Here is a 13,699-nt window from a genome sequence, read left to right on the forward strand (position 1 = left end):
GCTGAGTTAGATTGGATAAGATGAGCACCATGACTTTTACCTTGTTGCCTGCTGTTGATGTTGTTGAAGGTCAGGCCGTGCGGCTGGACCAGGGGGAAGCTGGGACGGAGAAGAGCTACGGGGATCCCCTGGAGGCTGCTCGTCGCTGGGAAGAGCAGGGGGCGCAGTGGCTGCACTTCGTGGATTTGGACGCCGCGTTTGGGCGTGGCTCGAACCATGAGTTGATGGCGGATATCACTGCGAAGCTGAGTATCGCTGTCGAGCTCACGGGTGGTATTCGTGACGACGCCACGTTGGAGCGGGCCCTTGCCACCGGAGCGAAGCGCGTCAATATTGGTACCGCGGCGCTACAGGATCCGGAGTGGACCTGTAAGGCAATTGAGCGCTACGGCGACAAGATCGCGATTGATATCGCGGTGCGTGAAACTGATGGTGAGTGGCGTACGAAGGGGAACGGCTGGACGTCCGACGGCGGTGATCTGTGGGAGGTTCTGGAGCGGTTCGATGCCGCTGGTTGCAGCCGTTTCGTGGTGACCGACGTGAGCAAGGACGGCACGCTAGCGGGGCCGAATGTTGCACTGTTGCGGGAGGTCGCCGCAGCGACGGACGCTCAGATTACTGCCTCGGGCGGAATCGCGACTCTCGACGACGTCGTAGAAGTGGCCCGGTATACCGATGAAGGGATCGACTCCGTCATTATCGGCAAGGCTCTCTACGAGAAGCGCTTCACGCTGAGTGAGGCGCTGGAGGCCGTCGCAAAGGTATCGAAGGGCGAGTAAACAGCGTGCGGGATCTGCAGGCATACCGAGCTATTGCGTTAGCGGCGATCGATGAAGCCGCCGAGCTGTTTCGAACACATATCGGTGCAGCTCCAGCGCTCTTTAAGGGCGAAGGTGACTTTGCCACGGAAGCGGATCTCGCCATTGAAACGTTGCTGAGGAAACGCTTGACGGAAGCGACCGGTATCCCCGTGTTCGGGGAGGAACACGGCGGGGACCTCAACGCTGAGGCGTGCTGGGTGCTCGATCCTGTCGACGGCACCTCGAACTACTCGTGTGGCAACCCGATGTGCGCGATCTTGGTAGCGCTCCTTATCGACGGCCAACCGGTCGTCGCGGTGACCGACATGCCTTTGCTGGGGCACCGCATGCATGCGATCTCGGGTGAGCCCGTTGTGCTTGACGGCGACCCATTGCCTGCGCTCCCACAGGGCGTTGATCCTTCGACGACGGCCGCTCAGGTAGGCGTTGCAACCGTTGGTTCGGATGATCGCGCTGCGTTTCCAGCGGAAGGCCGCTTGGCCTTCGTCGGTGAATTGGCTGCCACCTCACTGCGACCACGCATGACTGGCTCAGTGGGCGTGGACTTGGCGTTTGTGGCGTCGGGTGTGTTCCAGGCCAGCGTGAGTTTCTCCCCGCACGTGTGGGATAACGCGGCCGGTGTCTTGTTCGGTCGCTGCGCGGGCGCGACGGTGACTGACGTGTACGGGCAGCCATGGGAGATGTCGTCGATGGGGGCTGTCATTGGTACGAATGCTGCCCATGCGACTGCGCTCGCGACGGTCCAACGGTGCTTTGAAAGCCCTGATAGGCAGAGTGCTTCGCGGTAGTATGTAGTTTCCGGAACGTATTTGCGGGCTGGAGTAGCGTGGCACAAAACATGTATGGAGGGTAATTACCTTGTCTGTTGCAATCCGTGTGATTCCTTGCCTCGACGTGGACGACGGGCGGGTAGTAAAAGGCGTAAATTTTGAAAACCTGCGGGACGCTGGTGATCCCGTAGAGCTTGCTCAGCGGTACGGTCTGGAAGGCGCTGATGAGCTTACGTTTTTGGACGTAACCGCGTCGCGTGAGGGCCGTGGAACGATGCTTGAGGTCGTCCGTAAGACCGCAGAGCAGGTATTTATCCCGTTGACCGTTGGCGGAGGCGTTCGAAGCGTCGAAGACGTCTCTGAGTTGTTGCGTGCTGGCGCGGACAAAGCCAGTGTGAATACAGCGGCGATTCACCGGCCAGAGCTACTGCGTGAGCTCAGCGAGAAGTTTGGAGCGCAGTGCATTGTCTTGTCTGTCGACGCGCGTCGCGTGCCGAATGGTGGGCTTCCGCAGCCGTCTGGGTTTGAAGTGACCACGCACGGTGGTACGCGTTCGGCTGGTCTCGACGCGGTGGAGTGGGCTCGCACTGGACAAGACCTGGGTGTGGGGGAAATCTTGCTGAACTCGATGGACGGAGATGGGACCAAGGAAGGGTTCGATCTCGAGCTGTTGGAAAAGGTTCGAGCAGCGGTAAGCATCCCGGTGATTGCTTCCGGTGGCGCTGGCAAGGCTGCAGACTTCCCGCCAGCAGTAAAAGCGGGCGCAGACGCCGTACTTGCGGCGTCGATCTTCCACTTCGGCGAAGTGAGCATCGCAGAAGTAAAGGATGCGCTTCGGAATGAGGGCTTTGAGGTTCGCTGATGACTGAACTACGACCAGAAGATGCCGTATTGGATCCTGCAATTGCTGCTCGGCTGAAGAAGAACGACCGCGGCCTGGTTCCCGCCGTGGTGCAGGCTGCTGACACCGGTGAGGTCCTCATGATGGCCTGGATGGATGAGCGGGCGCTGGCGTACACGCTGGAAACGCGACGTGGGACGTACTTCTCTCGCTCCCGTAACGAATACTGGGTAAAAGGGCTCACCAGTGGCGCTGTGCAAGAGGTCCGCGAGGTGCGCCTCGACTGCGACGGCGACACCTTGCTGGTGAAGGTGATCCAGACGGATGGTGCCTGCCATACGGGGGACCGTACGTGCTTCGATGCAGATCTGCTGTTGGAGGATATCTAGGTGAATACGGCGAACCGCGTCGGCGCACTGCTGGTGGGCGTCGGTGGCGCGCTGGCGTGGGTGGGGTCCAGAATGGACTGGTTTACTGTCGAAGTTTTCGACGACCGCGCTGGAGCCAGTACCACTACCGTCGATGGTTCAATGTGGTCTACGGAGATCGCGGCAGTGGCGCTCATTCTGATCGTTGCAATGATTGCGATATTCGCGCTGCGGCGAGTTGGGCGTCGAATAGTAGGTGTGGTGGCCGCACTAGGCGCCGTGGGCGCCGGCGTATCGGGCTTGCGAACCTTATTAGCCGAGCCTGACTTGGAGCGTTTGCACACACTGCTGAGTGCCGGAAGCGGGGAGCAGGGAGGAGCAGCCAGTGACGGGGCGATTGCCGCGTGGGCGGAGATCACACAGGTGCAGCAGCATAGCGCTGGCATTTACCTGGTCATCTTGGGGGCGCTCCTGGGGCTTATTGGAGCGCTCACGGTTGTAATGCGGCCCGGTGTAGATTCCGCGAAGCTCAACAAGTATGAGACAGAGGCTGTGCGCCGTGAAAAGCTAGGTGAAGATCTCGAAGCTCGACCGGACTCTGGGCGCGTGATGTGGGACGCCTTGGACTCCGGAATTGACCCTACGGATGATGAGGCACGCCGATAAATATTCGGTATACCCCCGTGAAATTTCATGAACTAAATACGCGCGGGCTACGCTGGCAACTGCAACAATAGGCTTTCACCTCGGAGTCACGCGGGAGGCGAGTATGTGTGCCACGGATGTACACAGCGATCTCTTCGCTGCAGTGCAGCGGCAGGTCGCGCGCCGTGAGTCCTTGGTGTCGTTCCAAGAGGTGAAGGATCGCTCGCGGGCAGCTGCATCTGCGCGCGACGCATACGCGGCCGTTGACTCAGACGGATGCGCAATTATTGCCCAGGTACAGTACAACCAGCACGGCGTCCGGACTACGCAGCAACGGATTCACCGAGCGGCACTTGCCGCAGTGGAGCTTGAGATGCAGGGGGCGCAGCTGCTCGCGTGTTCGGGTGCGCTGTTTGGCCGTGAGGTCGCGAACATTGAGATGGACGCAGCGAGGGCAGCAGTGCATATACCGGTGGTGAGCTTGGATACGATTGTTGATCCGTACCAAGTGCACGAGGCTCGCTGCTATGGAGCCGATGCGCTTGTGCTTCGTGCAGATATTCTTGAGCAGCCGCGACTGGAGGCGTTGCTAGATAGAGCGGAGACGCTTGGCATGTCGGCCTTCGTACAAGTCGGAGACGCTGAGGAGGCGGCACGTGCGCTTCGGGCGGGCGCATCGGTGCTGGCTGTTGTGCCACCGAAACGTCCATCGGGGGAGACTGATCACTTCGCGCTGGGTGAGCTTGTTGCGGGCCTTCCGAGCAAGATCCGCGTGGTGATGATGGCGGATGTGTTGACTCCGCGTGATCTGTTTAACGTCGCCGCCGCAGGAGCAGACGCCATTTTGGCGAATGCCGAAGCGGCTATTCCTTCTCTTGCCACCGCCGGGCGACACCCCGCGTGCGCTTCCCGCCGATAATCAGGCACACTAGGGGGCGTGCAAACTACGATTCTGGCAAACATTCCCTCGCCACCACAGGGTGTGTGGCACATCGGCTGGTTCCCGGTGAGGGCGTACGCGCTGTGCATCATCACCGGCATTCTGCTTGCAATGTGGGTGGGCACCCGGCGCTATCGTACGCGTGGTGGTGATCCTGACGTGATTTGGGACGCGGCGATCGTCGCTATCCCAATGGGCATTGTTGGTGGTCGGCTCTACCATGTGCTGACGGACCACGAGAAGTATTTCGGCCCCGGGAAAGATCCACTGCAGGCGCTGAACATTACTGCGGGTGGTTTGGGCATCTGGGGCGCAGTCGCACTGGGCGCGGCGAGCGTGTGGTTGCTGCTGCGGTGGAAGAAGATTGCTGTTGGGCCTGTTGCGGATGCGCTGGCGCCAGGCATCGTGTTGGCCCAGGCTGTGGGACGCCTTGGGAACTGGTTCAATCAGGAACTCTATGGTGCTGAAACGATGGTACCGTGGGCGTTGGATATCTACTACCGCGTTGACGAGCAAGGGGCGTTCGCTCCGCTGACAGGGCGTTCTACCGGTGAGGTCATCGCGAGCGTTCACCCGACGTTCCTCTACGAGTTGGTGTGGAATCTGCTTGTGTTTGCTTTCCTGCTTTGGGCAGATAAGCACTTCAGGCTCGGACACGGCAGGGTATTTTGGCTATACGTTGCTGGCTACACGATGGGCCGATTCGCAATCGAGTTGATGCGTACTGACGCCGCAACACTAATTTTGGGGTTGCGTGTGAACACGTGGGTTTCAGGCCTGCTTTTTGTTGTTTCACTTGGGATTTTCTTCCTATTGCCACGTGGGAGAGAAGCCGAGAAAGAACTCGTTCACAACGATAATGATGATACGAATCGTGATTCGGGGTAGGGTGGTATCCGAAGTGGAAGATAGGCCACACGATACGGCAGTGGAGAATTCACACACTATCTGGCCTTGAAACCACCGGTAATTGTTGAATCGCTACTAGGTTGGATCTCGTGGATAGAAGAACAAAGATCGTATGTACGCTTGGCCCTGCTGTGGCCAGCAAAGAAGCAATCCTCGGACTTGTGCGCGACGGCATGGATGTCGCCCGCCTCAACTTCTCCCACGGCGACTATCCGGACCACGAGCAGAACTACCGCTGGGTCCGCGAAGCCACCGATGAAACGGGACACGCAGTTGGCATCCTCGCCGACCTTCAGGGTCCGAAAATCCGTCTTGGGCGCTTTGAAGAAGGCGCCACCGTCTGGGAGACGGGCGAAACGGTCCGCATCACAGTCGATGACGTGCCAGGCACGCACGACCGAGTCTCGACGACTTACAAGAACCTCGCCAAGGACGCGAAGCCGGGCGACCGCCTGCTCGTCGACGACGGCAAGGTCGGTCTGGTCTGTGTCGAAGTCGACGGCAACGACGTTGTCTGCCGCGTGACCGAAGGTGGCCCTGTTTCCAACAACAAGGGTGTTTCCCTGCCGGGGATGGACATCTCCGTCCCGGCGTTGTCCGAGAAGGACAAGGCGGACCTGCGGTTCGCACTCAAGATGGGTGTCGACGTCGTCGCGCTGTCCTTCGTGCGCTCGCCGGCAGATGTTGACCTGGTTCATGAGATCATGGACGAAGTTGGCCGTCGTGTCCCAGTCATCGCGAAGCTGGAGAAGCCAGAAGCAGTCGACGCCCTGGAGTCAATCATCCTGGCATTCGACGCCGTGATGGTTGCCCGTGGCGACCTCGGCGTTGAGATTCCGCTTGAACTTGTTCCAGGTGTGCAGAAGCGCGTCATCCAGATCGCTCGTGAAAACGCGAAGCCGGTCATCGTCGCTACGCAGATGCTGGATTCGATGATTGATAACTCGCGTCCGACGCGTGCAGAGGCTTCCGACGTTGCGAACGCCGTGCTCGACGGTGCAGACGCCGTCATGCTCTCCGGTGAGACCTCCGTTGGCGTTGACCCGCACAACGTGGTCCGCACGATGAGCCGCATTGTCCGCTCCGCTGAGGCTATGGACAAGGTGCCGCCTCTGAACCACATCCCGCGTACCCGCCGTGGTGTGATCTCCTACTCGGCGAACGATGTGGCAAACCGTCTGCACGCACGCGCAATCGTGGCGTTCACCGCGACCGGCGACACCGCTCGACGCGTCGCGCGCCTGCGCCCAGACCTGCCGCTGCTCGTGTTTACTCCGAAGCAGGAGGTTCGCTCGCAGCTCGCACTGACCTGGGGCGTGGAGACCTTCCTGTGCCCTCCGGTGCACAGCACGGATGACATGATCGCCACCGTCGACAAGTACTTGCTGGCGATGGATGAGTACCAGGAGAATGACACCATGGTGATGGTTGCAGGTACCCCTCCAGGAGTTGCAGGCTCGACCAACACGGTCCACGTCCACCAGCTGGGCGAGGAGGCTTACTGATCGAAGAAGAAGGAAGAGGAACAAGACTAAGTTCCAAATCGGAGAACACCCCGGGCAGCTGCTCCGGGGTGTTTTTCATCTCGGCTTGTAGCTCGCTAAATACATGGGGACATATAAAAGGCCTGCCGCGAAACAACAGCGGCAGGCCTTTGGTACTAGGCGCTACAGGCTAGTTAATCGGCGTCGGCTCGATCTTCCAGACCTCGTTCGCGTAATCGCGGATCGTGCGGTCAGAGGAGAAACGACCGGACTCGCAGATGTTGATCCAGCACTTGCGTGCCCATGCATCTGGGTCCTCGTAGTACTCCTTGGCCATGCGGTCGCGGGTCGCGCGGTAGTCCGCGAAGTCACCCAGCACGTAGTAGACGTCGGCTTCGTCGAAGCCGAAGCCCTCGAGCAGGGAAGCACGGATGTTGTGGAACGCGCCGGTGCCGCAGTCGTCCAGGGTGCCGTCGACCAGTGCGTTGAGCACACGGTGCAGGCCTGGGGTCTGCTCGGCGGTAGCCTTCGGGTCATAGGAGCGCTGCAGCTCAGGCAGATCCTCCTCGAGAGCGCCGAAGATGTAGGCGTTCTCTTCACCGACAGCGTCAACGATTTCCACGTTTGCGCCGTCCATCGTGCCCAAGGTCAGCGCACCGTTCATCATGAACTTCATGTTCGAGGTGCCCGACGCCTCCTTGCCGGCCGTCGAGATCTGCTCGGAAACATCCGTTGCCGGGATGATGTGCTCAGCAGGGGAGACGTTGTAGTTCTCCACGAAGACCACATGCAGGTACTTCGAGACGACTGGGTCGTTGTTCACCAGCTCGCCGATGGCGTTGATGAGCTTGATGATCCCCTTTGCCATCGTGTAACCAGGTGCAGCCTTCGCGCCGAAGATAAAGGTGCGCTTCGGTACGTCGGTCTCGCCGTCTTCCTTGATACGGAAGTACAAGTCGATGATGTACAGCGCGTTCATCAGCTGACGCTTGTACTCGTGCAGACGCTTGATCTGCGTATCGTAGACGGAGTCCGGGTCGATGACAGAACCCTGACGCTGCTCGATCCAACGAGCGAAGTCTTGCTTGTTAGCAGCCTTGATCTCCCGCAGTTCCTTGAGCACTGCAGGATCATCAGCGTACTTGCGCAGCTCCTTCAGCTTGGACAGGTCCGTGGTCCACTCATCAGAACCAGACAGGCGGTCGAGCAGGGATGCGAGACGCGGGTTGCACATACGCAGCCAGCGACGTGGGGTGACACCGTTGGTCTTGTTGTTGAAGCGCTCTGGATACATGGAGTACCAGTAGTTGAGCGTGTCGCGCTTCAGGATCTCGGTGTGCAGCGCAGCCACGCCGTTCACGGAGTACGAAGCGTAGCAGGCGATCCACGCCATGTGCACCTTGCCGTCGTGGACTGGGGAGTAGTGGTGTGCGTCCTCCGGGCCAATGCCACGGGACTCCATGTCGAGGCGGTAGCGGCGGTCAATCTCAAGGACAATTTCCCAGATACGCCAGAACAGCTGCTTGAAGATGGACTCGTCCCAGGTCTCCAGAGCCTCCTGGAGCACGGTGTGGTTCGTGTACGCGAAGGTCTGGGTGGTGACGTTCCACGCCTCTTCCCAACCAAGACCGTGCTCGTCCATGAGCAGGCGCATGAGTTCCGGAACCGCCAGCACCGGGTGGGTGTCGTTGAGCTGTACCGAGTTGTACTCGTGGAACTTGCTCAGATCCTCGCCGTGGTGCTCGATGTAGTTGTCGATCATCTCCTGCAGCGAAGCGGAAACGAAGAAGTACTGCTGGCGGACGCGCAGTACCTTGCCTGCGTACGTGGTGTCGTTCGGGTAGAGCACGCGGGTGATGTCGTGGACAGCCTCGCGCTCCAGGATGGCGTCGGAGAAACGCTGCGAGTTGAACGCATCGTAGTCGAACTCGTGGATTGGGGATGCGTCCCACAGACGAAGGGTACCAACGTTATCGGTGCCGTAGCCGGTAATCGGCATGTCGAACGGTACTGCTCGAACCGTCATGTCGTCGAACTTCACGATGCGCTGCTGGGAGGTGCGCTCAACAACGAACGGGTAGAACGATTCCTTCCAGGAATCTGGGTGCTCCTTCTGGAAGCCATCGACGAACTCCTGGCGGAACAGGCCGTAGCGGTAGAGCAGGCCATAGCCGGTGACCGGGTAGTCCTGCGTCACTGCGGAGTCCAGGAAGCACGCTGCGAGGCGGCCAAGGCCACCGTTGCCCAGCGCGGCATCGTGCTCTGCCTCGAGGACATCGGTCAGGTTGTGGCCGAGCTCTGCTGCTGCAGCCTCAGCCTCTTCCACCATGCCCAGGTTCGTGAGGTTGTTCAGCAGTGCACGGCCTTGCAGGAACTCTGCGGAGAAGTACGCCTGCTGACGAGTAGCCGAGTAGGCCTTTTGGGTTGCATCCCACTTGTCGGCAATCTGCTCCACAACGGCGGCCGAGAGGCCAGTCCAAAACTTGTTATTGGTGGATGCCTGCGGGCTGCGTCCAGAGAAACCACGAACATGGCCGGCGACAGTGTCCTGCAGTGCCGGTACCGATGTTCCTACAGTGTTCTTCATAAAAACCTCAGATCTCTTGATGTGTCGAATTGGAATGCGTCGTGCTCAGCCGGAACGGCGTTGCGCTATGGCTGAGCAAGATACGTCAGAACTGCCGTGAGTCCGGCATTGGTAGCTGCTTTCACCGTGGGTGCGTAGTCCGGCAAGAAGGTCGGCATGTGGTTGACTGGAATGTCTTCCGCGACTCTATTTGCCGCAACGGCTTCATCCCACTGTGCCTTCGGGGTGCACCCGATAAGCCAGTAGAAGTACGGCACGTCAAACGCCAGGGGGATGACTGGGAAGTCCTCAGACACTGTCTTTCGGTCGGCTTCAGCAGACTCATGCTTGAAAACCTCGTCGAAAGACTGGCGGACCTTTGCGTACACCTCGGCGTCATTGCTCATAAGTTCTCCGTGAGCGAAGTACTCGAACGTAGGCGCTTCGGTGGCACCCGATGCTTGCACCTCTGCGCGAACAACCCGCTCGATGGAGGCGTACATCTGCTCTTTTGTCTTGTTTTGATAAAAGCGACAGTTGAGTACGAGTTCCGCGGAGTCGGGGATAATGTTGTTCGTCGTTCCAGCGTGCAAACTGGCAACGGTGACGACTGCGAAGTCAGAAGGATCGACTTCCCGGCCCACGAGACCTTGCAGGCGGGCAATGATCATCGCTGCCGTAAACGTTGGGTCTATGGCGTTGTGTGGCATAGAGCCGTGCGCACTTCGCCCCGGGATCGTAATCCTGATGGAGTCACATGCCGCGAACTGGGGACCCGCTTTTGACATCACGGTTCCCGCAGGTCCGGGCATTACATGCTGGCCAAAGCAGACGTCAGGACGCGGGATGCGTTCCAGAAGTCCGTCATTGACCATCGCTTCTGCCCCTACCCCCAGCTCTTCTCCTGGCTGAAACAGCGCAATGAACGTCCCACGCCAGGCGTGGCGGGTGTTGTCCATAAAACTGCACATACTGAGAAGTGCCGTGGTGTGCATGTCATGGCCACAAGCATGCATAGTGCCGACGCTCGTGCCGTCCTCAAGACGCACCTTTTTCTTTGAAGCGTATGGAACTTCGGTAGATTCCGTAACTGGGAGCCCATCGAAGTCGGCACGGAACAGTACAGTTGGCCCGTCACCGTTGCGGAAGACCGCACAGATTCCGTAGCCCCCAATCGGTGCAATTACTTCGCAGTCGAACTGGGTAAGTTCGGCGAGGAGCCGTTGGTGCGTCTCCTCTTCTTGCATCGATAGCTCGGGCGTGGTGTGCATGAATTCGTAGAATGCACGCTGCCACGATTCGTCAACGACGTAACTGTTGAGAATATCGTTGATGTTGATCATGTACGTCCCTCTGTGCGTCACTCCGCACGTGCTTGCTTAACTACCATCACATTAAGTAATACCAGTCTTTTGGGAGGAAGGTATAAACAACTTTGGTCTAAAGGACTGGGTTGTAGAGGAGAGAGTTGCGTGACGGGGCACATTCTGTGGCAATACGCAGCGACTTTGTCACATTCCCGGCATCGCGGAGTCGGTAGAGTTTGTCCACCATTTTGTCACGAACATCAAACGGGGAAAGCGTATTGACGTAGATTTTAGTGCCGCCTTCGAACCCCGCGAGTGTAGAAATACGCCACTTAATGTTCACCCTCCATGGCATCGGAAGGTCCAGATCCACAGGCCGGTAGTGCCACTCCTCGTTGCACGCGACCTCAGGTCCCATCGCTGCGTGGATCGCGTGCACGAGGTCCGACAGACCGCGCACTTCCTGCTCCGACTGCTCCCAAGGTGCGCAGGTTGCGGACTTGGAATAGATGGAGACAGTGGGGTAGCGGTGCCCGATGCCTGCGATGGCGATTGCGAAGTCGTTCTCCGCGATCACCAGGTTGTGGTAGAACGCGTAGTTCACTCCCCATTCGTTGTACATGTTGATGTTCTGGCGCAGCTTTGCAATCTCCATCTCGGCCTGCACGCCACGCGCGTCGACGGTGACGAGCTGCTTGTGCAGGTGGTCGAAGGAGGCGCCAGCAGGCGCAAGCCAGTTTTGGAAGACCACGACGTACGGGGAGTAGGGATTCTTTACGACGAGGTCGTGGAGGGAATCAACTGTGAACTTGAAGAAAGCCCCGTGCTCGTCTTCGGTGAGTGTTCCGGAGCTTGCTAGCTGTGTGTCGTCGGCGGCGCCGTCGACGAAGTGGCGTCGAGCAATAATGACGTCGTGACCGCCGCCGAAATACGCGGGCGCGATCTCCAAGAGTGACGCCTCGTCGCGGTCGGGATTCTCTCCGGAGGCCTTGAGGCGGGTGCGAACGATGTCGAGGACGTGGGCCTTGCCAGCGGGGTCCGCGAGGTAGCGGTCCATGTGTTCCTGCTGGGACTGGGGCATGCTGTAGCCGTAGTTCTTTGCCCAGTAGTCGTAGGAGACTATCTCGAAGAGGTTCGGTACACGGCGGAACTCGGCGGTGGTGGCGTCGAGCTCTTCGGGCATCGCGTTGCGGACGATCTCCCAACCATCCCGGGTGCGAACCATGCGTGACTTCTCTGGTGGGGTGCGAAGCTGGTGGGCGTCACAGAAGTTGCAGTGCTCGTGAAAGTCGGAATCGCTGAGCGGGTGCGGGGTTCCTGAGGGGTGGGAAAGGGGCCGGTTTCCTCTGCCTGGGACCGTCCAAACCTCGGTGCCGGAAAATGGGTTGACTTGCTTGATCGTGCCGTCAGCCATGGTCGTCAGGGCGTCACGATACGAGTGCACTGGAAAAGTCATACCTGCTACGTTACTCCCCGGTGTATTAGCCTGTTCGTCATGGCGATCATTCAGTTCCATGTGCTGGCCCCCGATGCGTCGGCAGAAAAGTTGGCGGAGGCGTACCAGCGCGCAATCGATATTTTGGTGCGGCGCGAAAAACTCACTGCCGGAAATGTTGTGTACACCCCGCATGTAGCGTTGCCTAGCGAGGTCACCGAGGAACTGGAAGCAACATACGTGCAGGACAGGCAGGTCTCGGCTGAAGAAGAGGGTGCCGCCCTCCAGCGCTACGACATCGAAGTTGAAGGCGCGAGGAGTCTGAACAGCCTGGCGATGGGCCTGTCGCGGATTCTGACCCCGCGAGCGCAGCTTCCATCAGACCCCGTCGCGTTGGAGCAGCAAGACCAGTTTGAGACGCCTGCGCTTTACCCCTGGACCGTCGAGGTGTTCAGGTAGCGAATCGCCGCCTCGCGGCCTGCGCGGCGGAGTTGCTCACTGGTGTCAGCGATGTTTTCAAGGGGGACTGCGATTGCTTCACCAGCGGGTTCGGCGTCGAAGCTACCCGCCACAATTACGCAGACAGCACCCGCATCAGCGGCAAGGTCGCTTACCGTGCGGGCAACCTTGCCAGCGGCGGTTTGGGCGTCATAGCGTCCCTCGCCGGTGATGACGAGTCCGGACTGTGCGATAAGATCTGCGAGCCCGCTGGCGTTCGCGATGACGGGCGCACCGGGGGAGATGGAGACGTGGCTGGCATCGCCGTGCAGGAGCGTTGATAACCAGGTGATGCCGATCGCGATTCCGCCCGCAGCCCCGAAGGCCGCGGTAGTGGGGTCGAGACCTGCTACTTCGCACAGCCTGGCCAGCCCGCGGTCGAGCTTGGCCACGTCTTCTTCGGAAGCGCCCTTCTGAGGTCCAAATACAGCGGCGGAGCCTTCCGGTCCCGTGGCGGGCGAATCCACATCGGTGAGTAGTACCCAGTCGAGCGCGCCTGCGGGAATGTTGACCTTTGCGGTATCGAGGTCCGCGAGGCGCTCGAGGTCGCCGCCGCCAGGCTTGAGTTGATAGCCCTCAGCGTCGACGGGGTTCGCGCCAAAGGCTACGAGAATGCCGGTGCCACCATCGGTGGTTGCCGAGCCGCCCAAGCCGAGCACGATCCGTGTTGCGCCACGGGTTTGTGCGTCGGCGATGAGCACTCCGGTGCCGTAGGTATCGCCGGTCAACGGAACTGGTGAATCTGCGACGGCGGGTAGCCCAGAGGCGGCAGCGACGTCGATAAACGCTGTGGTTGAAGCGGCATCATAGGTGTAGGTAGCCTCCGTGAGGCGCCCCGCGGCGTCCGTGGTGGGCAGGGTGATGCGCTCGCCCTTGAACAGTTCGGAGGTGCCTTCGCCGCCGTCGGCCATTGGGGCGAGTTTGATGGTTGCGTCCTTTAATATCTCGCGGACGCCTTCTCCGATCCACGTTGCGGCCTGCTCAGCCGACGCCGTGCCTTTGAATGCGTCTGGGGCGATGGTGACTGTGGTTGGGGTACGCAATGCTTCATCCATGAGGGCAAAGTGTAGTGCATACCTTCCGTTGTGTTGCACACTCAGCGCAGTGGTTCTCGG

General features: G+C 59.7%; 13 protein-coding genes. 9 read left to right on the forward strand and 4 right to left on the reverse strand.

Going from position 1 to position 13,699, the window contains the following annotated elements; translation table 11 throughout:
• Positions 1 to 29 precede the first annotated feature (29 nt).
• From priA to pyk, 8 genes are all read left to right on the forward strand, one after another.
• A complete protein-coding gene (gene priA, locus BJP05_RS03780) occupies positions 30 to 779 on the forward strand; it encodes a bifunctional 1-(5-phosphoribosyl)-5-((5-phosphoribosylamino)methylideneamino)imidazole-4-carboxamide isomerase/phosphoribosylanthranilate isomerase PriA (protein WP_070363477.1) in 750 nt (249 codons plus the stop codon).
• Between the two features lie 5 nt (positions 780 to 784).
• Positions 785 to 1,609 carry an inositol monophosphatase gene (locus BJP05_RS03785; protein WP_070362252.1) on the forward strand — a complete coding sequence of 275 codons (825 nt, stop codon included), beginning with the start codon at positions 785 to 787 and terminating at the stop codon, positions 1,607 to 1,609.
• Between the two features lie 70 nt (positions 1,610 to 1,679).
• On the forward strand, positions 1,680 to 2,453 hold the full coding sequence (hisF, locus tag BJP05_RS03790; protein WP_070362253.1) for an imidazole glycerol phosphate synthase subunit HisF: 774 nt from the start codon (positions 1,680 to 1,682) through the stop codon (positions 2,451 to 2,453).
• On the forward strand, positions 2,453 to 2,821 hold the full coding sequence (hisI, locus tag BJP05_RS03795) for a phosphoribosyl-AMP cyclohydrolase (RefSeq protein ID WP_070362254.1): 369 nt from the start codon (positions 2,453 to 2,455) through the stop codon (positions 2,819 to 2,821). Before hisF ends, hisI begins: the two co-directional genes overlap by 1 nt.
• Complete coding sequence (locus BJP05_RS03800; protein WP_070362255.1) at positions 2,822 to 3,466, forward strand: TIGR02234 family membrane protein; 645 nt, start codon at positions 2,822 to 2,824, stop codon at positions 3,464 to 3,466.
• Positions 3,467 to 3,569: 103 nt separating this feature from the next.
• Positions 3,570 to 4,364, forward strand: a complete 795-nt coding sequence (locus tag BJP05_RS03805; protein WP_070362256.1) for a hypothetical protein — start codon at positions 3,570 to 3,572, stop codon at positions 4,362 to 4,364.
• Positions 4,365 to 4,382: 18 nt separating this feature from the next.
• Positions 4,383 to 5,273, forward strand: a complete 891-nt coding sequence (lgt, locus tag BJP05_RS03810; RefSeq protein WP_070362257.1) for a prolipoprotein diacylglyceryl transferase — start codon at positions 4,383 to 4,385, stop codon at positions 5,271 to 5,273.
• Between the two features lie 110 nt (positions 5,274 to 5,383).
• Entirely contained in the window at positions 5,384 to 6,799 is a 1,416-nt protein-coding gene (pyk, locus tag BJP05_RS03815) for a pyruvate kinase (RefSeq protein ID WP_070363478.1), read from the forward strand.
• A gap of 169 nt (positions 6,800 to 6,968) precedes the next feature.
• On the opposite strand, the gene BJP05_RS03820 is transcribed toward pyk, so the two are convergent.
• The 3 genes from BJP05_RS03820 to BJP05_RS03830 form a co-directional block, all read right to left on the reverse strand.
• On the reverse strand, positions 6,969 to 9,365 hold the full coding sequence (locus BJP05_RS03820) for a glycogen/starch/alpha-glucan phosphorylase (RefSeq protein ID WP_070362258.1): 2,397 nt from the start codon (positions 9,363 to 9,365) through the stop codon (positions 6,969 to 6,971).
• 65 nt (positions 9,366 to 9,430) lie between these two features.
• Entirely contained in the window at positions 9,431 to 10,687 is a 1,257-nt protein-coding gene (locus BJP05_RS03825) for an amidohydrolase (protein WP_070362259.1), read from the reverse strand.
• A gap of 97 nt (positions 10,688 to 10,784) precedes the next feature.
• Positions 10,785 to 12,107, reverse strand: coding sequence for a DUF4921 family protein (locus tag BJP05_RS03830; RefSeq protein WP_205634847.1), 1,323 nt, complete (start codon positions 12,105 to 12,107; stop codon positions 10,785 to 10,787).
• A gap of 39 nt (positions 12,108 to 12,146) precedes the next feature.
• Here BJP05_RS03830 and BJP05_RS03835 point away from each other — a divergent pair, with 39 nt between their 5' ends.
• On the forward strand, positions 12,147 to 12,545 hold the full coding sequence (locus BJP05_RS03835) for a hypothetical protein (protein WP_070362260.1): 399 nt from the start codon (positions 12,147 to 12,149) through the stop codon (positions 12,543 to 12,545).
• On the opposite strand, the gene BJP05_RS03840 is transcribed toward BJP05_RS03835, so the two are convergent.
• Positions 12,515 to 13,639 carry a glycerate kinase gene (locus tag BJP05_RS03840; protein WP_205634848.1) on the reverse strand — a complete coding sequence of 375 codons (1,125 nt, stop codon included), beginning with the start codon at positions 13,637 to 13,639 and terminating at the stop codon, positions 12,515 to 12,517. The two genes, BJP05_RS03835 and BJP05_RS03840, sit on opposite strands and share 31 nt — an antisense overlap.
• Positions 13,640 to 13,699 lie beyond the last annotated feature (60 nt).

Source organism: Corynebacterium sp. NML98-0116, from assembly GCF_001767255.1.
Lineage (GTDB): Bacteria > Actinomycetota > Actinomycetes > Mycobacteriales > Mycobacteriaceae > Corynebacterium > Corynebacterium pseudogenitalium.